Here is a 19,316-nt window from a genome sequence, read left to right on the forward strand (position 1 = left end):
CCCGGATGTCGGTGGTCCTGCGTAGATTCAGACGCATGAGCTTGACCACTCCTGTGCGCGAAGACCACGCGGTGCGCGACGACCGGTACGTGCGTCGTGTCTCGGGCACGGACATCGACGCAGCGACGGCGTTCTTCCGCTCCGGGTACGCCATCCGGGACCCCGACGTCACCCCGACGGACGCCGCGTTCTCGTGGGAGCACGCGGCGATCGGCGGTGCGGACATGTCGCTCCGGACGACCAGGTTCCTCGCAGGACTCCGTGGCACGACGAAGAACGAGGACGAGTTCATCGTCCTGTGGAACCGCGCCGGACGGACCGTCCTGACGATCGAGGAGCGTGAGGTCGAGCTCCCCGCCGGAACCCCGATCGTCCTCCCGATGGACCGGTCGTTCGAGCTGCACCACACGAACATCGTCCAGAGCCTCGTGCACCTCAACCGGCGGTTCGTCGAGTCCCTCGCCGCGACGAGCGACGACCCGGAGGGCACGCGCCTCGCATTCGACCCGTTCCGCGCGCTGACCCCGGAGGCACTCGCGTCGTGGCGTGCCGTCGTCCGCCGCATCTCGCCGCGCTTCCTCGACCTGCAGGCACCACCGGACGCGATCGCCCGTCGTGCGATGGCCGACGCCGTGGCGTCCGCACTCCTGTCGACGTTCCCGCAGCGGAGCGGGCTGCATGTGCCGGAGGGGCGCCTCGGCCCGGAGATCGACCGGGTCCGGCGGGCCATCGACTTCGTGCACGCGAACGCCCACCTGCCGATCGGCACGACCGAGATCTCCGCGGCGGCCGACCTCAGCCCGCGTGGCCTGCAGCAGAGCTTCCGCCGACACCTCGACACGACGCCCGGGGCGCTCCTCCGGTCGGTCCGTCTCGACGCGGTGCACCGGGAACTCACGGCGGCTGAGGGCGGGTCGACGACGGTGGCCGACGTCGCCAGGGCGTGGGGCTTCGCACACCTCGGACGCTTCTCCGCCGCCTACCGTTCGCGTTTCGGACGACTGCCGAACGAGACGCTCCGAGCACGACCGTGACGGCGGCCGGGCCCGCGGCGCCGGGGGTTCCCGGGGCTCCGGCCTCATCGCGGGTCGTGGACAGGCTCCGTGCCGCGCTCGAGGACCCCTCGGGCATCGTCGTGTCGACCGCAGCAGGGGTCCTCGACGCGGCCCGCACCGACAAGTCCGGCTGGATCGTGCCCGGCGTGCCGATCGCCGTCGTCGAGGCCCGGAGCGTCGCCGACGTCCAGGCCACCCTCCGCGTGTGCTCGGAGCTCGGGGTCGCGGTGGTGCCGCGGGGCGCGGGGACCGGACTGGCCGGCGGGGCGAACGGCACCGGCGGCTCGGTCGTCCTGAGCGTCGCACGCATGGACCGCGTGCTCGAGGTCAACGTCGAGGACGAACTCGCCGTCGTCGAACCCGGGGTGATCAACGCCGACCTGAACACCGTCCTCGAACCGACGGGTCTCCGCTTCGCGCCGGACCCCGCGAGCCGGGCGATCTCGAGCATCGGCGGCAACATCGCCACGAACGCCGGCGGGCTCCTCTGCATCAAGTACGGCGTCACGCGCGACGCGGTGCTCGGCCTCGACGTCGTCCTCGCCGACGGACGTCTCATCCGGACCGGCCGCCGGACCGTCAAGGGCGTCACCGGGTACGACCTGACGGCGCTCATGGTCGGGTCCGAGGGCACCCTCGGCGTGATCGTCGGCGCGACCGTCAAGCTCGTGCCGATCCCGCCCGGGACGCCCTCGACGCTCGGAGCGGTGTTCCCCGATGTCCGATCGGCCGCGTCGGCCGCCGCGGCGATCACGGCCTCGCGGACGAGGCCCTCGATCATGGAGCTCCTCGACGCCGAGGCGCTCGAGGCCATCGCGGCGCTCCTCGGGCCGGAGGTGCTCAGCGCGACCATGGGTGCCGCGGTCACGGGCGGAGCGTTCCTCCTCGTGCAGTTCGACGGCCCGACCGCGGGTGCCGACGCCCACGCGGCCGGCGCGCGCCTCCAGGCCGCCGGAGGCACCGTGCGCGTGGCGGGTTCCGTCGAGGAGAGCGACCAGCTGCTCACGATCCGCCGGTCGTTCCACCGCGCGATGGAGGTCCGCGGCCGTGTCCTCATCGAGGACGTCGCGGTCCCACGGTCGCGCCTCGCCGACATGTTCGACGCCACCGAGCGCATCGGCGCGGAGCACGGGGTCCCGATCCCGACGGTCGCGCACGCCGGCGACGGCAACCTGCACCCGAACTTCGTGTTCGACGATGACGGCACCGGCGTGCCGGAGCGGGTCTGGGCCGCCGCGGACGCGATGTTCCGCGAGGCGATCGCCCTCGGCGGCACGCTCACCGGAGAGCACGGCGTCGGGGTGCTGAAGCGCCGCTGGCTCCGGGACGAACTCGGGGACGACTCGTACGCGTTGCAACAGGGGATCCGCGCGGTGTTCGACCCGGCCGGCACCCTCAACCCCGGCAAGGTCTTCGACTGACGCGTCGACGGCGCCGGATGGCGGCCGCCGATCGTTCGGCGTGGAGCGGTCGAATCCGCGCCGAACCGAATCCTGCCGCACGGAGCGGGTTCTGAGCGGCAGAAGATTCGGGAGCCGACTCGCTGACCGGAACATGTGGATGAATGACAGGGCGCCGCGGTGTCGCCGCGACCGCCCACGTCTCGAGGAGTCCAGATGTTGATCGGCGTCCCCACCGAAGTGAAGAACAACGAGTTCCGCGTCGCGGCCACCCCGGCCGGCGTCGCGGAGTTCGTGCTGCACGGCCACACCGTGCTCGTGCAGACCGGAGCCGGGCTCGGATCGGCGTTCCACGACGACGAGTACACGGCCGCCGGTGCCACGATCGTGCCGACCGCAGACGAGGTCTGGGCGCGCGCGGACATGATCGTCAAGGTCAAGGAGCCCGTGTCGAGCGAGTACCCGCTCATCCGCCCCGGCCAGGTGCTCTTCACCTACCTGCACCTCGCCGCGGACCGGCCGCTCACCACGGCGCTCATGGAGTCCGGGGCGACGGCGATCGCCTACGAGACGGTGCAGCTCCCGGACCGCTCGCTGCCCCTGCTGTCGCCGATGTCCGAGATCGCCGGTCGGCTCTCGGCGCAGGTCGGCGCGAACCAGCTCATGAAGACCAACGGCGGCCGCGGTCTCCTGCTCGGCGGCGTGCCCGGCACCCCGAAGGGCCGCGTCGTGGTCATCGGTGGCGGTGTCGCGGGGGAGCACGCTGCGGAGATGGCACTCGGCCTCGGCGCGGAGGTCACCGTCATCGACATCTCGCTCCCGCGGCTCCGGGCGCTCGACGCCCGGTTCGACGGTCGTGTCACGACGCTGCGGTCGTCCTCGTACACGATCGCCGAGGCGCTGCGCACCGCTGACCTCGTGATCGGCTCGGTGCTCATCCCCGGAGCCGCCGCCCCGAAGCTCGTCACCGACGCGATGGTCGCGGACATGCGCCCCGGGTCGGTGCTCGTCGACATCGCGATCGATCAGGGCGGGTGCTTCGAGGGCTCGCGGCCGACCACGCACGACGACCCCACGTACGCGGTGCACGACACGGTCTACTACTCGGTGGCGAACATGCCGGGAGCGGTGCCGCGGACGAGCACCATCTCGCTGACGAACGCGACCCTGCCGTACGCGCTGGCGATCGCCGGCAAGGGGTGGGCGCAGGCGCTGTCCGACGATGCCGCACTCGCCGCGGGGCTGAACGTCCACGAGGGGCGCGTCGTCAACGCGGCCGTCGCCGCCGCGCACGGCCTGGAGTCGGCCACGGTCTGACCCGCCCCGTCCGCACGACACCAGGTTGGCCGCGTCGCGCAGAGGTATTTCCCTGCGCGGCGCGGGCACGGTGGCGTTGTGCGGGACCAGCCGACGGACGGACTGGAGGGCCGGTGCGGGGCCGGCCCGTCCCTCCCGGCCGTCAGGTGGTCACCGGGCCGATCAGGCGGTCGCGACCGTCTCGCTGCGCCGCGACCCGGTGCGCACGGTCGCGACCCGGACGCCGAGCGTCACGACCGCGACGACCGCGGTCGCGACGATCGCGGTCACCGCGGTCGGCACGGACACGAGCGGCCCGTCGAGCCGCGCGACGGCCACCCACGCGAGACCCCAGCCGAGCGAGAGCATCGGCGCGATCCGCCCGCGGCCGGTCACGGCGAGGAGCAGCCCCACGGCGCCCGCCACACCGGCGACGACGGAACCCCAGGCGTCCTGGCCGAGGCCGAACCCGCGGAAACCGTCGGCGCTCAGGACGGCGGCGATGTTCGCGGCGGTCGCGATGCACACCCAGCCGAGGTAGAGACCGAACGAGCCGTCCGTGACCACCGCCTCGACCGCGCCCGACGAGCGGGTCCTCCGGAGGATGACGAACGTCCAGGCGAGGACGCCGAGGAGCGCGACGATGACGATCCAGCTCAGCTGCAGGAGCCCCGCCTGGACGGAGAGGATCCACGCGGCGTTGAGCAGGAGCGAGAGCGTGACCGGGATCCCGAGTCGATCGTGACGTGCCTCGATCTCCGGGTCCTTGCGGTGCGGGAGGAACTGCCAGACCGCGAACGCGATGAGCCCCACGTAGATGACGCTCCAGATCGCGAACGCCGGACCGGCCGGGGCGATCGCGGTCGAGGATGCGGAGAGCGCACCACCCGCGGCGTCCTGGATGGGCGTCCCACCGGCCGCTCCGGAACCGATGAAGGACCCGACGACGGCCACGACGGCACTCGCCGCGATGACGACCTTGCGGACGATCCCACTGAACCACGACATGAGTGCTGTCCCTTCGATTGATCAGCATGCTGAGGACTTCGACGCTACCCGCACCAGCGAGCCGCTGTCCGGGGTGTTCCCAGCCGCGTACGCTCCCCGTGGAGGATCCATGCCCGTCAGCCTGAACACCGTCTACGTCGACCAGATCGCCCCCGTCCCCGCGTCGTCGCTCGACGACACCGTGCGGATGGTGCGCGAGTCCGGCGCGAGCGCGTGCATCTGTCTCGATCAGCCGACCGCCGAGGAGCTCGGGGACCTCGCCGTCGCGTTCGACCTGCATGAGCTCGCGATCGAGGACTCCGCACTCGGCCACCAGCGACCGAAGCTCGAGCGCTACGGCGACACGTTGTTCGCGGTGCTCAAGCCCGCGCTGTACGTCGATGCGGACGAGGTCGTCGAGTTCGGCGAGGTGCACGCCTTCGTCGGTCCGCAGTTCTTCATCGCCGTCGTCAAGGCCGACCCGCGCGGCCCGAACGCGATCCCGCGGGCGCTCACCAGGATGAGCGGCAAGCCCGGCCTCGTCAGCGCCGGCCCGCAGGCGCAGCTGTGGGCGCTCTTCGACTCGATCGTGGACGGGTACCAGCCCGTCGCCGACGGACTCGAGGAGGACATCAACCAGATCGAGGACCAGCTGTTCTCCGGCGTCGCGAACACCTCGAAGCGGATCTACGAGCTGTTCGGCGAGGTCGTCGACTTCCAGCGCGCGACCCGGCCCCTCCGGCTCATGCTCGAGGCACTCCATCGCGGGGCGGACAAGTACCACATGCCGGTCGAGCTGCAGCGCCGGTTCCGCGACGTGCTCGACCACGTCATCCAGATCACCGACCGCGCGGACACCTTCCGCACGCTCCTGCAGAACGCCCTGACGGTCGACGCGACCCTCGCGCAGCAGAAGCAGAACGACGACACGAAACGGATCTCCGGCTGGGCCGCGATCCTGTTCGCGCCGACGCTCATCGCCGCGATCTACGGGATGAACTTCGACCACATGCCCGAGCTGCACTGGGCGCTCGGCTACCCGCTGTCGATCGTCCTGATGGTGGTGTTCGCCGCGGTGCTCTGGGTGGTGTTCAAGGCGAAGCGCTGGTTCTGACCGGGACGACGTCCCGGATCGAGCATGATGACATGACGACGACCACTCGACGGAGAGCAGATCGATGACGACCCAGACCCCCACCCCGACGCCCGACGATGCCGCACCGGACGCGTTCGTCCATCTCCGTCAGGGTGGGGTGAGCCTGCTCCTCGACCTCACGGGCGGACGGCTCCCCGCCGTCGTGCACTGGGGCGCCGACCTCGGACGGATCACGGTCGACGAGGTAGCCGCGCTCGCCGAGGGGGACATCGCGCCCCTCGTGGGCAACGTCGTCGACGAGCCGATCCGCCTCGCGCTCCTGCCCGAGGCGCACACCGGGTGGATGGGGAAGCCGGGCGTGACGGGGCACCGCGACGGCCGGGACTGGTCGCCGCTGTTCCGGACGACCGCGCTGCAGCTCGCCGGAGGGGCCGGGTCGACGCCGTCGTCCGACGGTGGCCCGGTGCTCGTCGAGGACGGCGCTGCGCTCGTCCGCGTGCTCGCCGAGGACACCGGCGCCGGCCTCACCCTCGCGATCGACGTCGAGATGCTGTCCTCCGGCCTCGTCCGGGTCCGCGCGACGATCGGCAACATCGCAGACCCGGTGTACAGCCTCGACGGCCTGACCATCGCGCTGCCGATCCCCGGGCGTGCCCGCGAGGTCCTCGACTTCGCCGGACGGTGGGGCAAGGAACGGACGCCGCAGCGCCGGCCGCTCGGCGTCGGCATCCACGAGCGCGAGGGACGGAAGGGCCGCACGGGCGCGGACGCCGCGACGGTGCTGAGTGTCGGGACGCCCGGGTTCGGGTTCGCGGACGGCGAGGTCTGGGGCGTGCACGTCGCGTTCAGCGGGAACCACCGGCACTACGCCGAGCGGCTCTTCACCGGTGCCCAGGTCGTCGGTGGGGGTGAACTGCTCCTGCCGGGCGAGGTCCGCCTCGGTGCGGGGGAGTCGTACGCCTCGCCGTGGGTGTACGGCGCCTACGGGGTCGGTCTCGACGACCAGGCACGGCGGTTCCACCGGTGGCTGCGCTCGCGGCCGAACCACCCGTCGACACTCCGCCCGATGACGATCAACGTCTGGGAGGCGGTCTACTTCGACCACGACCTGGCGCGGCTCGTCGACCTCGCCGACCGGGCCGCAGCGCTCGGCGTCGAGCGGTACGTCCTCGACGACGGCTGGTTCCGCGGGCGTCGGAACGACTTCGCGGGACTCGGCGACTGGTTCGTCGACGAGACGGTGTGGCCGGACGGGCTGACCCCGCTCGTCGAACACGTCCGCGGGCTCGGCATGGAGTTCGGGCTCTGGTTCGAGCCGGAGATGGTGAACGAGGACAGCGACCTGGCGCGCGAGCACCCCGACTGGATCATGCAGACGGGCGGCCGGCTCCCGGTGCGCTCCCGGCACCAGCAGGTGCTCGACCTCGCGATCCCCGAGGCGTACGAGTTCATCCTCGGACGCATCGCCACGATCGTCGACGAGTACGGCGTCGACTACATCAAGTGGGACCACAACCGCGACCTCGTCGAGGCCGGCGGGCCCTCGGGGTCGGCCGCCGTGCACGCGCAGACCCTCGCGACCTACCGACTCATGGGTGCCCTGAAGGAGCGGTTCCCGGGGCTCGAGATCGAGTCCTGCTCGTCGGGCGGCGCACGCGTCGACCTCGGCATCCTGGAGCACACGGACCGCGTCTGGGTGTCCGACTGCATCGACCCGCTCGAGCGCCAGCAGATGAACCGGTGGACGATGCAGCTCCTCCCGCCGGAGTTGCTCGGATCGCACATCGCCTCCGGGGCGAGCCACACGACCGGGCGGGCGCACGAGCTCTCGTTCCGCGCCGGGACCGCGCTGTTCGGGCACATGGGCATCGAGTGGGACCTCGCGACGGCCACCGACACCGAGAACGCCGCGCTCGTCGACTGGATCGCGCTCTACAAGCAGCACCGGGAGCTCATGCACACGGGCGACCTCGTCCGGGTGGACCAGTCCGACGACACCCAGCTCGTCTACGGCGTGGTGGACGAGGCCCGTCAGAACGCGCTCTTCTTCCTCGCCGTCGTCGCCCGCTCCGAGGTCTCCCCGCGCGGTCGGATCACGTTCCCGGGGCTCGACCCGGAGACGCGGTACCGGGTCGCTCCGGTCCTCGTCGGGGAGCACGACGACGGGCTGCGGCCGCCCGCGTGGTGGCACGCCGACGCCATCGGGGCCGAGGGCGCGAGCACGCACGAGCCCGGTGTCCCGCAGACCGGGGCGCTCCCGGCCGGTGCGTCCGCTCCCGGCACCGTCGTGAGCGGTCGGGCGCTCGCCACCGTCGGTCTGCAGGCCCCGGCGACGTTCCCGGAGCGGGTCGTCGTCTTCACGGTGAGGGCCGAGTAGCCGCGCACCCGGGCGGCGACCCCGCCGCCTGGTCGGCGACCCCGCCGACGCCTGGTCGGCGACCCCGCCGACGCTAGGGTGATCGAGTGCCCGAAGCGATCGAGCGAAGTGCCCACACGACACCGCGGTGGATCGTCAGGATGGTCGTGGTCACCGCGCTCGTCGGGGTCGCCGGCGGGGTCGCCGGCATCGCCGTGTTCCTCGCACTGCACCTCATCCAGGTGGTCGCGTTCGGGTTCCCGTTCCACACGACACTCGAGGCCGCGGACGAGCCGGCCGCCCTCCGGCGGTTCCTCACGGTGCTCGCCGCGGGTGTGCTGGCGGGGGTGGCGTGGTGGGCGCTCCGCCGATGGGGCCGTCCGGTCGTCTCCGTCCCCGCGGCAGTCGGGGGTGCGCGGATGCCCGCCCTCGTCACCCTCGCGAACGCCGGCATCCAGATCCTCGCCGTCGGGCTCGGCGCGTCGATCGGCAAGGAGGTCGCGCCCCGGGAGCTCGGGGCCTGGCTCAGCCAGCTCGTCACCGTGCGCGCGGGCCTGACGAAGCGCGAGACGAAGATCCTGGTCGCCTGCGGGGCCGCTGCCGGGCTCGCCGCCGTGTACGACGTGCCACTCGGTGGGGCGCTGTTCGCAGTCGAGGTCCTCCTCGGTGAGATCTCCTTCGCCACCGCGCTGCCCGCGTTCGCCACGAGTGCGATCGCGGCGTTCGTGGCTCGGCTCGTGGTACCCGTCGAGACGCTCTACGACGTGCCGCACGTGACGATGTCGCCGTCGCTGGTGGTGTGGTCGGTCCTCGCCGGTCCGGTGCTCGGGTTCGCGGGGATCGGGTTCGTCCGGCTGACGACGGTGCTGCAGCGGCACCAGCCCCGCGGGTGGCGGATCCTCCTCGTGATGCCGTTCGTGTTCGCGCTCGTCGGACTCGTGGCCGTGTTCGTACCGCAGGTGATGGGCAACGGCCGCGCGACGGGGCTCGCCGCGATGAACGCCCAGCTCACCGACCCGGCGGTGCTCGGACTCGCACCGGTCCTGTTCATGCTCGTGCTCGCCGTCGCGAAGACCGCGACCACCGCCGGCACGATCGGGGCCGGCGCCGCCGGTGGGACGCTGACCCCGTCGATCGCCATCGGCGCCGCGGCCGGCGCGTTCCTCGGTGGCGCGTGGCTGTTCGTCTGGCCGGGATCGGGACTCGCGGCGTTCGCGTTCATCGGGGCGGCGGCCGTCCTCGCGACGACGATGCGTGCCCCGTTCACGGCGCTCGTGCTCGTCGTCGAGTTCACGGGACAGGGTCCGACGATCCTCATCCCGGCGCTCCTCGCCGTCAGCGGTGCGGTGGCCGTCGGGTACGTGCTCGGACGACGGCGGCTCGCCGGGGTCGCGTAGGCGCACCGACGTCCAGATGGCGCGCGTCGGTCACCGGTGCGGCACCGGACTGGAGGGACGGGGCGGCCTGGCACCGTGCCTCCAGTCCGGTGACGGTGCGGGTCGGCACGCTGGCACGCGTGCGTGCTCCGGGCATAGCATCGGGCCAGGCGGCGAGGTACCGGGCCCCGCCATCGGTGCAAGGGGAGTCAGACATGGCAGGGTTCGACGACATCAGCAAGAAGGCCCAGCAGTTCCTGGGGAACGACAAGGTCAAGGACGCGCTCAAGAGCGAGAAGGCCGAGAACGTCAGCGACGACCTGTTGGACAAGGTCGCCGGCGCGGTCGACAAGGCCACGGGCGGCAAGTACCACGACCAGATCGAGAACGCGAAGGACCAGGCCGACAAGAAGATCGGCAACGAGTAGTCCTCCACAGGGACCTCGGAGGCGTCGGTTCTCCACAGCCCGGCCGTGACCATCCCCCGCGGGTGTCACGGTCGGGCATCCTCCTGATGGGAGGTATGAAGTGGTTATACTCGACGCCATGAAGACGGCGATCTCGGTGCGTGACGAACTCTTCGAGCGGGTGGAACGGGCCATCGCGGAACACGGGATGAACCGGTCGCAGTTCTACGCGGCCGCGGCGGAGCGATACCTGTCGGAGCTCGCGGACGACTCGATCACCGAACGGATCAACCGGGCGATCGACAACGAGGGGCCGGAGGCCCGCGCTGAGCGTGCGGAGTGGCTCGGCGCATCCATGCGGGACTTCGCCGAGGCGAGCAAGGACGAGGACTGGTGATCCGTCGCGGCGACGTGCACTGGGCACGGCTGACGCAGACGGACGGCCTCGTCAAGCGCAGGCCGGTGCTCGTCGTGCAGGCAGACCGCTTCAACCGGAGTCGGATCGGGTCGGTCCTCGTGGTGCCGCTCACCTCGAACACCGCGGCGGGAGAGTACCCGGGCAACGTGTTCGTGCCCTCGAGTGTGTCGGGGCTGGCTCGGGACTCCGTCGTGACGACTCCCGAGGTCCGGTCGCTGCAGCGACACGAGGTCGACGAACGGATCGCCGAGCTGCCGCTGTCCCTCGTGCGGGACGTCGATCGTGGGCTCCGACTCGTCCTCGGCCTGTGACGCCATCGCTCGTGCCCGGCGGACTCCGTGCCGCCGACTGGACTCGAGACCGGACGACAAGCACCATTGAGCGGATCCATCCGCAACCACAGGAACGGCGGCAGGCGTGACGAGCTCAGATGACAGACCCGCGGCGGGCCTGACCGACGCGGAGGTGCGCACGATCCGCGCCGACTTCCCGATCCTGCAGCAGGACGTCAACGGCCAGCCCCTCGCGTACCTCGACTCCGGAGCGACCGCCCAGCGGCCGCGCCAGGTGCTCGATGCCGAGCGACGCTTCCTCGAGACGGACAACGCGGCCGTGCACCGTGGGGCACACACGCTCGCGGGGCTGTCCACCGAGGCCTTCGAGGACGCCCGGGTCACGGTCGCGCGGTTCATCGGTGCCACCTCGCCCGCGGAGGTCGTCTGGACCGCGAACGCGACCGACGCGATCAACCTCGTCGCGTACGGCATGGCGAACGCGAGCCGTGGACGCGGTGGGGCGGACGCGGCGCGGTTCGTCCTCGGCGCGGACGACGAGATCGTCGTGACGGAGGCCGAGCACCACGCGAACCTCGTCCCGTGGCAGGAACTCGCGGCGCTCACGGGGGCGACGCTCCGCTGGGTGCCGGTCGACGACGACGGCTGCTGGCGAGCGGAGGACGCCGCGGCGGTCATCGGGCCACGGACCCGAGTGGTCGCGTTCGCCCACGTCTCGAACGTCACGGGCATGATCGCCCCGGTCGAACAGGTCGTGGCACTCGCGCACGCAGTCGGTGCGCTCGTCGTCCTCGACGCGTGCCAGTCCGCACCGCACCGCCCGCTCGACGTCGGTGCGCTCGGGGTGGACTTCGCCGCGTTCTCCGGCCACAAGATGCTCGGACCGAACGGCATCGGCGTGCTCTGGGGCCGCTCGGAGCTGCTCGACGCCCTGCCGCCCTTCCGGACCGGCGGCTCGATGATCACCACCGTGACGATGGAGCACTCCGAGTTCATGCCCGCGCCGGAGCGGTTCGAGGCCGGTACGCAGCCGGTGTCGCAGGCCGTCGCGCTCGCCGAGGCCGTGCGGTACCTCGACGCGGTCGGCACGGACCGTGTCCGGCTGCACGAGGAGGCGCTCGCGCAGCGGATGCTCCAGGGTCTCGCCACGATCCCCGGTGTGCGCGTGGTCGGTCCTGCCGCAGGCGTTCCGCGGTCCGGGCTCGTCAGCTTCGACGTCGACGGCGTGCACGCCCACGACGTCTCCCAGTACCTCGACGCGCAGGGCATCGCGGTCCGCTCGGGCCACCACTGCGCGCAGCCCCTGCACCGTCGACTCGGCCTGGTCGCGACCAGTCGAGCGAGCACGTACGTGTACACGACCGACGAGGACGTCGACCGGTTCATCGCGGCCGTGGGGAGCATCCGGGCGTACTTCGGCGCGGACGCGGCCCCGGCGGGGGTCGTCCGATGACCGACATGCTCGCCGGCCTCTACCAGCAGGTCATCCTCGACCACGCGAAGGCCCGGCACGGCGAGGGGCCGCTCGCCGACGCCGACGCCGAGCACTTCGAGCGGAACCCGACGTGCGGCGACGAGATCACCGTGCGGGTCCGGCTGGAACCGGGCACCGACCGCATCGCCGCGCTGTCGTGGGAGGGTGCGGGCTGCTCGATCTCGATGGCGTCCGCGTCGGTGCTCGCGGACATGGCGCCCGGACGGACGCTCGGCGAACTGGCCGGACTGACGGACGCGTTCCGCACGATGATGCGGTCGCGCGGGTCGGGGGAGCCCGACGAGGACGTGCTCCAGGACGCGGTCGCGTTCCACGGGGTCTCGAAGTTCGTCATGCGGGTCAAGTGCGGCATGCTCGCGTGGGTCGCCGCCGAGGCCTGCTCGGGGATGCTCGCCGCGCGCTGACCGGACGGCCGCGTCATGCGGGGTCACAGTCCGCGACGTCGCGCCCACACCCGACGTACTGTCGCGTCGTGAGCACATCCGAGCAGCACGGCAGCCCGCGACAGATCCGCTTCAACGCGTTCGACATGAACTGCGTCGCGCACCAGTCCTCCGGGCTGTGGCGTCATCCCCGGGACCGCTCGCGGAACTACAACCAGCTGTCCTACTGGACGGACCTCGCGAAGCTCCTCGAGTCCGGCGGCTTCGACGGGATCTTCATCGCCGACGTCCTCGGCACCTACGACGTCTACGGCGACTCGAACGAGGCTGCGCTCCGGACGGGGTCGCAGGTCCCGGTCAACGACCCGATCCTCCTCGTGTCCGCGATGGCCTCGGTGACCGAACACCTCGGGTTCGGGGTGACCGCCGGGACCGCGTACGAGCACCCGTACCCGTTCGCCCGCCGGATGTCGACGCTCGACCACCTGACCAGGGGGCGCGTCGGGTGGAACGTCGTCACCGGGTACCTGCCGAGTGCCGCGCGCAACATGGGCCAGACCGACCAGCTCGCCCACGACGACCGCTACGACGTCGCCGACGAGTACCTCGAGGTGCTCTACAAGCTGTGGGAGGGCTCCTGGGAGGACGACGCCGTCGTCGAGGACCGCGAGACGGGGGTGTTCACCGATCCCGACAAGGTGCACCCCATCGAGCACCACGGGCGGCATTTCGACGTCCCCGGCATCCACCTGTCGGAGCCGTCCGTACAGCGCACCCCGGTCATCTACCAGGCCGGTGCATCGCCGCGCGGGATCCGGTTCGCGGCGGAGAACGCCGAGGCGATCTTCGTCGGCGCACCGACCATCCCGCAGCTGGCGGCGACGGTCGGCCGCATCCGCGACGCACTCGAGGCAGCGGGTCGCGACCGGTACGCCGCCCGCATCTACACGCTCCTCACGGTGATCACCGACGCCACCGACGAGCTCGCCCAGGCGAAGTACGAGGACTACCTGTCGTACGCGTCGGACCTCGGGGCGCTCGTCCTGAACAGCGGGTGGATGGGCGTCGACCTCTCCGGGTACGACCTCGACGAACCGCTCGGCAACGTCGAGTCGAACGCGATCCAGTCGGCTGCGGCGAACCTGGCCGCGGCGACCGGGTCGGACGGGTCGTCGTGGACGATCCGCGACATCGTGCGCCAGACGGCGATCGGCGGGCTCGGCCCGGTGGCCGTCGGGTCCGGGGCGACGATCGCCGACCAGCTCCAGGAGATCGTCCGCGAGACCGACGTCGACGGGTTCAACCTCGCCTACGCGGTGACCCCCGGCACGTGGGAGGACGTCATCGAGTTCGTCATCCCGGAGCTCCGGGCGCGCGACGCGTACCCGACGGGTTACCAGGACGGGGCCCTCCGGAACAAGCTGTTCGGCCGTGGTGACCGGCTGCCTGCGGAGCACCGGGGCGCGTCGTTCCGGGTGGGCGAGCGCGCGGACGCCTGAGCACCGTCACGAACCCGAGCGCGACCGCGTGACGCCGGGACCGGGTGACGCCGGGACCGGGTGACGCCGCGACCGGGTGACGCCGGGGCCGAGGCGGAACGGACCGACCTCGTCAGGTGCGGCTCCAAGCGGCGAACGACGCGGGGAGGTCCTCGAGCACACCGGCGTGCGTGGGGATCCAGCCGAGCCGCGAGCGGGCCTTGGTCGAGTCGACCACCTCGTCGTGGTCGAAGACGCGGTAGGTCGGCTCCTCGTCCGAGATCGGCGCGAACGAGACCGTGCCGTCGAAGCCCGCCGTGCGCGCCGCGGCGGTGAGCACGGTCAGCGCAGGAGCGGCCTGGTCGTCGGCGAGCAGGTAGACCTGGCCGTCGTGGGCGGCGGGTTCGCGGAGCACCGCGGCGAACGCTGCTCCGACGTCATCGACGTGCACCCAGGACCAGAGCTTGCCGGGGTCGCCGTGGTGCACCGCGCGGCCGTCGGCACCCTCGCGGAACCAGCGGCCGACGATCGAGCTCCTGGCGTCGTCGCCGTGCACGAACGCCGGTCGGATGATCGTGTGGGCGAGCCCGGAGTCCACGAGGTCGGCCTCGAGCCGCGCCCGCCGGTTCTCCGGGTCCACCGGTGTCGCCTCGGTGAGCACGGTGTGGGTCGCCGGACCGAACGTCGAGCACCCGGTCGTGTAGACGACGTGCCGACGGCGGTGGTCCTCCGCCTCCGCCTGCCGGACGGCCGCGAACAGGCGCTGGTCGCTCCCGGTCGGGTCGTCGGCGTCGATGACGGTGTGCACGACGGCATCGGTGTGCGCGAGGTGTGCGGCGTACGACTCGGTCCGGGCGACGTCACCCTCGACGGGGCGCACACCGAGGCGCTGCAGGGACGTCGCCCGTGGCCCGGTGGTGTCACGCGTCATGCCGAGGACGTCGTGCCCGTCACGCGCGAGCGCGATGGCGACGGACCTGCCGAGGTACCCGGTCGCGCCGGTGACGAGGATGCGCACATCCGGAGCCTACGACCGCGGGACGGGCGTGCTCCGCCTGGCGCGCGGTCAGAGCGCCTTGCGCATCTCCAGCTCGCGGCTGCCCTGGGCCAGCGGGTACGGACGGGTCCGCCCGGTCCGCACGTAGGCGCGTGCCTCGTAGAACGCGATCGCCCGGTCGTTGTCCTCGTGCACGTCGAGCGTGATCGTGTCGCCCTCGGTCGCGGCCCACTCCTCCACCCCGGCGAGCAGTGCATCAGCGACGCCGATCCGCCGGCCACGGTGCGAGGGTGCGATGAACACGCCGACGAGCATCGGCAGGGGCGCAGCCGGCGTCCCCTCGACGGTGCCGCCCATCGTGCCGACCCAGGTGCCGTCGGCGTCGATCGCCGCGAGGAACGTGCTGTGCTCGAGCTGTCCGCGCCCACCTCGCTCCCGCCAGCTGGCCTCGTCGCGTCGCCGTCCGGCCGCCAGGGTCTCGCCGAACGCGATCGGGGTGTCCGCGAGCGCCTGGAGTCGGAGCGCACGGACCTCCTGCCAGTCGGCGGCGGTCGTGCTGCGGACGGTGAAGCGCGGGGCCATCCCGTCAGCGTACGACCCTGGCGTCGGTGGACCGGTCTACCGTCGGAGGTGGGCACGTGGCCAGATGCGCGCCCGGGAGCGGAGTTGCATCGTATGAATGGTCCAGGGTCGTCCGTCGTCATCGTCGGTGGGGGAGCGAGCGCCGTGTACGTCGCCGTCGCCGTCCGGGAGCGTGCCGCGGCGCGCGGGGTCGACGCCCCGGAGATCACCGTCGTCAGCCGGGAGCCCGCGATCGGCCGGGGCCTCGCGTACGGCCGCGCCGAGCCGCACCACCGCCTGAACAGCCCCGCCGGCAAGATGAGCGTCTCGGCAGCGGACGAGCAGCACTTCGTCCGCTGGTGCACCGAGCGCGGGCTCGACGTCGGCCCTGCGGACTTCGTCTTCCGGAACACCTACGGCGACTACGTCGAGGACTCCTTCCGTGCACTCGTCGCAGACGGGGCCGCCTCCGCTGTCCACGGCGAGGCGGTCGACCTGACCACGGACGACGACGGCGTCCACGTCGTGCTCGACGACGGACGGACGGTCGACGCCGACGTCGCCGTCCTCGCGCTCGGGAACCCGCCGCCCGCCCGGTGGGCGACCGGCGCTGCCGCGCAGGTCGACGACCCGTGGGCGGTCGACGCCCTCGACGAGGTCCCCGCGGGCGCCGACGTCCTGCTCGTCGGGACCGGCCTGACGATGGTCGACGTCGCCACCACGCTCGCACGCCGGGACGACGGCATCCGGATGACCGCCACGAGCCGACACCTGCTCCTGCCGGGCGTCCACCCGTCCGCGCCGGCCGCTCCCGGTCCGGGGCTCGACCCAGCCGCCATCACGCTCGGCGACCTGGCGCACGACCTCGGGGAGCAACTCCGCGCCGCCGACCGCGACGGCACCCCCTGGCAGGCGGTCGTCGACGGCATGCGGCCGCACCTGATGGAGCACTGGGCGGGGCTCACCGAGGTCGAGCGACGTCGGTTCCTCGAGCACCTCGCCCGCCGCTGGGACGTCCGCCGGCACCGCATGGCGCCCTCCGTGCACGACGAGCTGCAGTCGCTCGTCGACGCCGGGACCCTGCGCTTCGACGCGGACGCCGACCCCGCCGACCACGAGGTGGTCGTGTTCTGCACCGGCCCGGGGTCCGTTACGACGCCCGGGTGGAGCCCGCTCGTCGACGCGCTGCTCGCGCACGGAGCGCTCGTCCAGGAACCGCTCGGCCTCGGGCTCGCCGCGGAACACTCCGGGGCGGTCATCGACGCCGCCGGGACCGCGGACGGACGACTCCTCGCGATCGGACACGCGCTGCGGGGAGCACTCTGGGAGACCACCGCGATCGGAGAGATCCGGATCCTCGCGAACCGCGTGGCCGACCGTGCGCTCGAGACGCTGACACCCGCCGACGCGACCGAGACTGCCACGGCGACGGCGACGGCGTGACCGCGTTCGACGGGCTCTCGTTCCCGGTCATCGATGGCCACAACGACCTGCCGTGGGAGTGCCGCGTCTCCCGCGGTTCGAGCGTCGAGGGGGTCGACGGTGTCGAGCAGACCCTCCACACGGACATCCCGAAGCTCCGCGACGGCGGTGTCGTCGGCCAGTTCTGGTCGGTGTACGTGGACGTCGAGGACCCGGATCCGGTGCGCTCGACGCTCCAGCAGATCGACCTGGTGCACCGGCTCGTCGCGCGGTACCCGGAGGACCTGCAGCTCGCGCGGACGGCAGCCGACGTCCACCGCGCGGTGGAATCCGGCCGGATCGCGTCGTTGCTCGGCGCCGAGGGCGGTCACTCCATCGGCGACGACCTCGCCGTGCTCCGCGACTTCGCGCGGCTCGGCGTCCGGTACATGACGCTGACGCACAACGACGACACCCCGTGGGCGGACTCCGCGACGGGGTCGCACCCGCACGGCGGCCTCACCGACCGCGGGCGTGCGATCGTCGCCGAGATGGAGCGCATCGGCATGCTCGTGGACCTGTCGCACGTCAGCCCCGACACGATGCGGGACACACTCGACATCGCGACAGCGCCGGTGGTCTTCAGCCACTCGTCGACGATCGCGGTGAACGACCACCCGAGGAACGTCCCCGACGACGTCCTCGCGCGGCTCGGCGAGAACGGCGGCGTCGTGATGATCACCTTCGTCCCGCAGTTCGTGTCGGCCGCGTACGCCGGCTGGGACGGCACGGGTGCGGCACCGGTCGTCACGGTCGCCGACGTCGCGGACCACGTCGACCACGCGCGTGCGGTCGCCGGCGTCCGGCACATCGGCCTCGGCGGCGACTACGACGGCACGCCGACCCTGCCGGACGACCTCCGCGACGTCTCGCGCTACCCGGTCCTGGCGTCGGAGCTGCGACGCCGAGGCTGGTCCGACGACGACCTCCGCGCCCTCGCGGGCGGCAACGCGCTGCGCGTGCTCGCGGCGACGGACGAGCGGTTCGCGCGCAACTGACGGCACGTGCGTGCCTGCGGACACCGACCCCGGACTGGAGGGACGGTGCGGGCTGGCACCGTCCCTCCAGTCCGATGGTGGTGCAGCGCGTCGGCGCTGCGGCGGTGGTCCACCACCCGCGTCCGCCGCGTGCCGGCAACCTCAGTCGTCGCGATCGTGGGGACGAGGCACTGCCGCGGCGGTCAGGCCTGTTCCGCACGGACGGGCGGGTGCTCCCGCAGGAACCGCTCCCAGGGCTGGCGCGCGCCGAGGAACGGTGTCGATCGTCGTCGAGGCCGGTTCCGATGGAGGGCCGAGACACGATGACCTCCTCTGCGGTCATGAAGAAGACGACGTTGGAGAGGTCCTGGAACAACGGTTCGTCGGGGCGGATGTTGCTCGGCATCATCGCGTTCTTCGTCCACCGGTTCATGGCCAAGTGGGGTGTCTGAGCAGACAGAGCCTGCTGGAGCCGCCGATCATCCCGCCTGAGGAGCGGCTGGTGAGACGCGTGAGGGTTCATGATGTGACCGTGGCCGAACACCCTCTCTGGCGCCCGTTCGTCGCCGACAGCAACGCCGCCCGTCAGTCGCAGCGCGTCGCATTCCGACAGACCGACCCCGGCTCCCCACAGGCCTACGACCCGCGGTGGGCCGAGTCGTTCGCGTGCGTGCGCGACCTCGTCGTAGGTGCGCTCGGCGCTGGTCACACCGTCTGGCACGTCGGCTCCACAGCCGTGCCCGGCATGATCGCCAAGCCGGTCATCGACGCCGACCTGCTCGTGCCTGACGTCCTCGATGAACAAGCCTGGCTGCCGAAGCTCGAGGCCGTCGGGTTCCGTCTGATCTTCCGCGACGTGATCGCAGGCGATGCACACCGGCAGCTCACCCTCAGCAATCCCAACACCAACCTGCACGTGTGGCAGCCAGAGGCAGTGGAGCCGCAACGGCACCGCCTGTTCGTGGAGTGGTTGCGATCCCACCCCGAGGACCGACAGGCCTACGCCGACGCAAAGGCGCAGGCCGTGAGCGCCGACAAAGGCGTGCGCTACAACGACGCCAAGGCCGCGGTCGTCTACGACATCTACGAACGAACTTTCGCATCCGACCCGAACCACTCCCACGACGCCCATCCGCGACCGTGAGCGCTGGACTAACCGCCGCCTGCGTCCGGATGGCGATCCTTGGGTTCAGCTGGTCGTTGCAACACCACCGTGATTTGGAGTGTTGCAGATGGGATCGAGGCTGGAGCAGCGTGCCCGGGAGGCGCGATTCTGGGAG

The 19,316-nt window shown here is 71.9% G+C and carries 18 protein-coding genes; 15 read left to right on the top strand and 3 right to left on the bottom strand.

What is annotated here, in order from left to right; all coding sequences use genetic code 11:
• Positions 1-35: 35 nt before the first annotated feature.
• The 3 genes from ASF23_RS15845 (at position 36) to ald (ending at position 3,772) form a co-directional block, all read left to right on the top strand.
• Positions 36-1,034 carry an AraC family transcriptional regulator gene (locus ASF23_RS15845; RefSeq protein ID WP_162236782.1) on the top strand — a complete coding sequence of 333 codons (999 nt, stop codon included), beginning with the start codon at positions 36-38 and terminating at the stop codon, positions 1,032-1,034.
• Positions 1,035-1,090: 56 nt separating this feature from the next.
• Positions 1,091-2,476, top strand: coding sequence for an FAD-binding oxidoreductase (locus tag ASF23_RS15850; RefSeq protein WP_055955878.1), 1,386 nt, complete (start codon positions 1,091-1,093; stop codon positions 2,474-2,476).
• A gap of 195 nt (positions 2,477-2,671) precedes the next feature.
• Entirely contained in the window at positions 2,672-3,772 is a 1,101-nt protein-coding gene (ald, locus tag ASF23_RS15855) for an alanine dehydrogenase (protein WP_055955881.1), read from the top strand.
• 162 nt (positions 3,773-3,934) lie between these two features.
• Here ald and ASF23_RS15860 read toward each other — a convergent pair whose 3' ends face one another.
• Positions 3,935-4,759, bottom strand: a complete 825-nt coding sequence (locus ASF23_RS15860) for a TspO/MBR family protein (protein ID WP_055955883.1) — start codon at positions 4,757-4,759, stop codon at positions 3,935-3,937.
• Positions 4,760-4,868: 109 nt separating this feature from the next.
• Here ASF23_RS15860 and ASF23_RS15865 point away from each other — a divergent pair, with 109 nt between their 5' ends.
• From ASF23_RS15865 to ASF23_RS15905, 9 genes are all read left to right on the top strand, one after another.
• Positions 4,869-5,852 (top strand): magnesium and cobalt transport protein CorA, encoded by a 984-nt coding sequence (locus ASF23_RS15865; RefSeq protein WP_055955886.1) that lies wholly within the window; start codon positions 4,869-4,871, stop codon positions 5,850-5,852.
• A gap of 64 nt (positions 5,853-5,916) precedes the next feature.
• Complete coding sequence (locus ASF23_RS15870) at positions 5,917-8,211, top strand: alpha-galactosidase (RefSeq protein ID WP_055955889.1); 2,295 nt, start codon at positions 5,917-5,919, stop codon at positions 8,209-8,211.
• A gap of 86 nt (positions 8,212-8,297) precedes the next feature.
• On the top strand, positions 8,298-9,587 hold the full coding sequence (locus ASF23_RS15875; protein ID WP_235510920.1) for a chloride channel protein: 1,290 nt from the start codon (positions 8,298-8,300) through the stop codon (positions 9,585-9,587).
• Positions 9,588-9,781: 194 nt separating this feature from the next.
• Positions 9,782-9,994 (top strand): antitoxin, encoded by a 213-nt coding sequence (locus tag ASF23_RS15880; RefSeq protein WP_055955895.1) that lies wholly within the window; start codon positions 9,782-9,784, stop codon positions 9,992-9,994.
• 118 nt (positions 9,995-10,112) lie between these two features.
• Positions 10,113-10,370, top strand: a complete 258-nt coding sequence (locus ASF23_RS15885) for a hypothetical protein (RefSeq protein ID WP_055955898.1) — start codon at positions 10,113-10,115, stop codon at positions 10,368-10,370.
• Positions 10,367-10,702 carry a type II toxin-antitoxin system PemK/MazF family toxin gene (locus tag ASF23_RS15890; RefSeq protein ID WP_200919382.1) on the top strand — a complete coding sequence of 112 codons (336 nt, stop codon included), beginning with the start codon at positions 10,367-10,369 and terminating at the stop codon, positions 10,700-10,702. The genes ASF23_RS15885 and ASF23_RS15890 overlap by 4 nt, the downstream gene beginning before the upstream one ends.
• 106 nt (positions 10,703-10,808) lie before the next feature.
• Positions 10,809-12,137 (top strand): aminotransferase class V-fold PLP-dependent enzyme, encoded by a 1,329-nt coding sequence (locus ASF23_RS15895; RefSeq protein WP_055955901.1) that lies wholly within the window; start codon positions 10,809-10,811, stop codon positions 12,135-12,137.
• Positions 12,134-12,583: a Fe-S cluster assembly sulfur transfer protein SufU gene (gene sufU / locus ASF23_RS15900; protein WP_082474245.1), complete on the top strand. Its 450-nt coding sequence runs from the start codon at positions 12,134-12,136 to the stop codon at positions 12,581-12,583. The genes ASF23_RS15895 and sufU overlap by 4 nt, the downstream gene beginning before the upstream one ends.
• Positions 12,584-12,651: 68 nt before the next feature.
• Positions 12,652-14,061, top strand: a complete 1,410-nt coding sequence (locus ASF23_RS15905) for an LLM class flavin-dependent oxidoreductase (RefSeq protein WP_268750862.1) — start codon at positions 12,652-12,654, stop codon at positions 14,059-14,061.
• A 112-nt stretch (positions 14,062-14,173) separates the two neighbouring features.
• Here the strand turns inward: ASF23_RS15905 and ASF23_RS15910 are convergent, their stop codons facing one another.
• Together ASF23_RS15910 and ASF23_RS15915 are read right to left on the bottom strand one after the other, a co-directional pair.
• The gene (locus ASF23_RS15910; protein ID WP_055955904.1) at positions 14,174-15,058 is read right to left on the bottom strand and encodes an NAD-dependent epimerase/dehydratase family protein; all 885 of its coding nucleotides are present in this window, start codon (positions 15,056-15,058) and stop codon (positions 14,174-14,176) included.
• Between the two features lie 48 nt (positions 15,059-15,106).
• Entirely contained in the window at positions 15,107-15,619 is a 513-nt protein-coding gene (locus tag ASF23_RS15915) for a GNAT family N-acetyltransferase (protein WP_055955906.1), read from the bottom strand.
• Positions 15,620-15,712: 93 nt separating this feature from the next.
• Here ASF23_RS15915 and ASF23_RS15920 point away from each other — a divergent pair, with 93 nt between their 5' ends.
• The 3 genes from ASF23_RS15920 to ASF23_RS17985 all read left to right on the top strand — a co-directional run bounded on the left by ASF23_RS15920 (position 15,713) and on the right by ASF23_RS17985 (position 19,180).
• Entirely contained in the window at positions 15,713-17,041 is a 1,329-nt protein-coding gene (locus tag ASF23_RS15920; RefSeq protein ID WP_055955909.1) for an FAD/NAD(P)-binding protein, read from the top strand.
• Entirely contained in the window at positions 17,038-18,057 is a 1,020-nt protein-coding gene (locus ASF23_RS15925; protein WP_055955913.1) for a dipeptidase, read from the top strand. The genes ASF23_RS15920 and ASF23_RS15925 overlap by 4 nt, the downstream gene beginning before the upstream one ends.
• 256 nt (positions 18,058-18,313) lie before the next feature.
• A complete protein-coding gene (locus ASF23_RS17985; RefSeq protein WP_162236783.1) occupies positions 18,314-19,180 on the top strand; it encodes a GrpB family protein in 867 nt (288 codons plus the stop codon).
• Positions 19,181-19,316: the final 136 nt, after the last annotated feature.

Origin of the sequence: Curtobacterium sp. Leaf261 (assembly GCF_001422205.1) — a bacterium.
GTDB lineage: Bacteria > Actinomycetota > Actinomycetes > Actinomycetales > Microbacteriaceae > Curtobacterium.

Bases quoted from the DNA above. Each gene is read 5' to 3' on its own strand.
- ASF23_RS15845 (WP_162236782.1), top strand. From the start codon at position 36: ATGAGCTTGACCACTCCTGTGCGCGAAGACCACGCGGTGCGCGACGAC.
- ald (WP_055955881.1), top strand. From the start codon at position 2,672: ATGTTGATCGGCGTCCCCACCGAAGTGAAGAACAACGAGTTCCGCGTC.
- ASF23_RS15860 (WP_055955883.1), bottom strand. From the start codon at position 4,759: ATGTCGTGGTTCAGTGGGATCGTCCGCAAGGTCGTCATCGCGGCGAGT.
- ASF23_RS15865 (WP_055955886.1), top strand. From the start codon at position 4,869: ATGCCCGTCAGCCTGAACACCGTCTACGTCGACCAGATCGCCCCCGTC.
- ASF23_RS15870 (WP_055955889.1), top strand. From the start codon at position 5,917: ATGACGACCCAGACCCCCACCCCGACGCCCGACGATGCCGCACCGGAC.
- ASF23_RS15880 (WP_055955895.1), top strand. From the start codon at position 9,782: ATGGCAGGGTTCGACGACATCAGCAAGAAGGCCCAGCAGTTCCTGGGG.
- ASF23_RS15885 (WP_055955898.1), top strand. From the start codon at position 10,113: ATGAAGACGGCGATCTCGGTGCGTGACGAACTCTTCGAGCGGGTGGAA.
- sufU (WP_082474245.1), top strand. From the start codon at position 12,134: ATGACCGACATGCTCGCCGGCCTCTACCAGCAGGTCATCCTCGACCAC.
- ASF23_RS15915 (WP_055955906.1), bottom strand. From the start codon at position 15,619: ATGGCCCCGCGCTTCACCGTCCGCAGCACGACCGCCGCCGACTGGCAG.
- ASF23_RS15920 (WP_055955909.1), top strand. From the start codon at position 15,713: ATGAATGGTCCAGGGTCGTCCGTCGTCATCGTCGGTGGGGGAGCGAGC.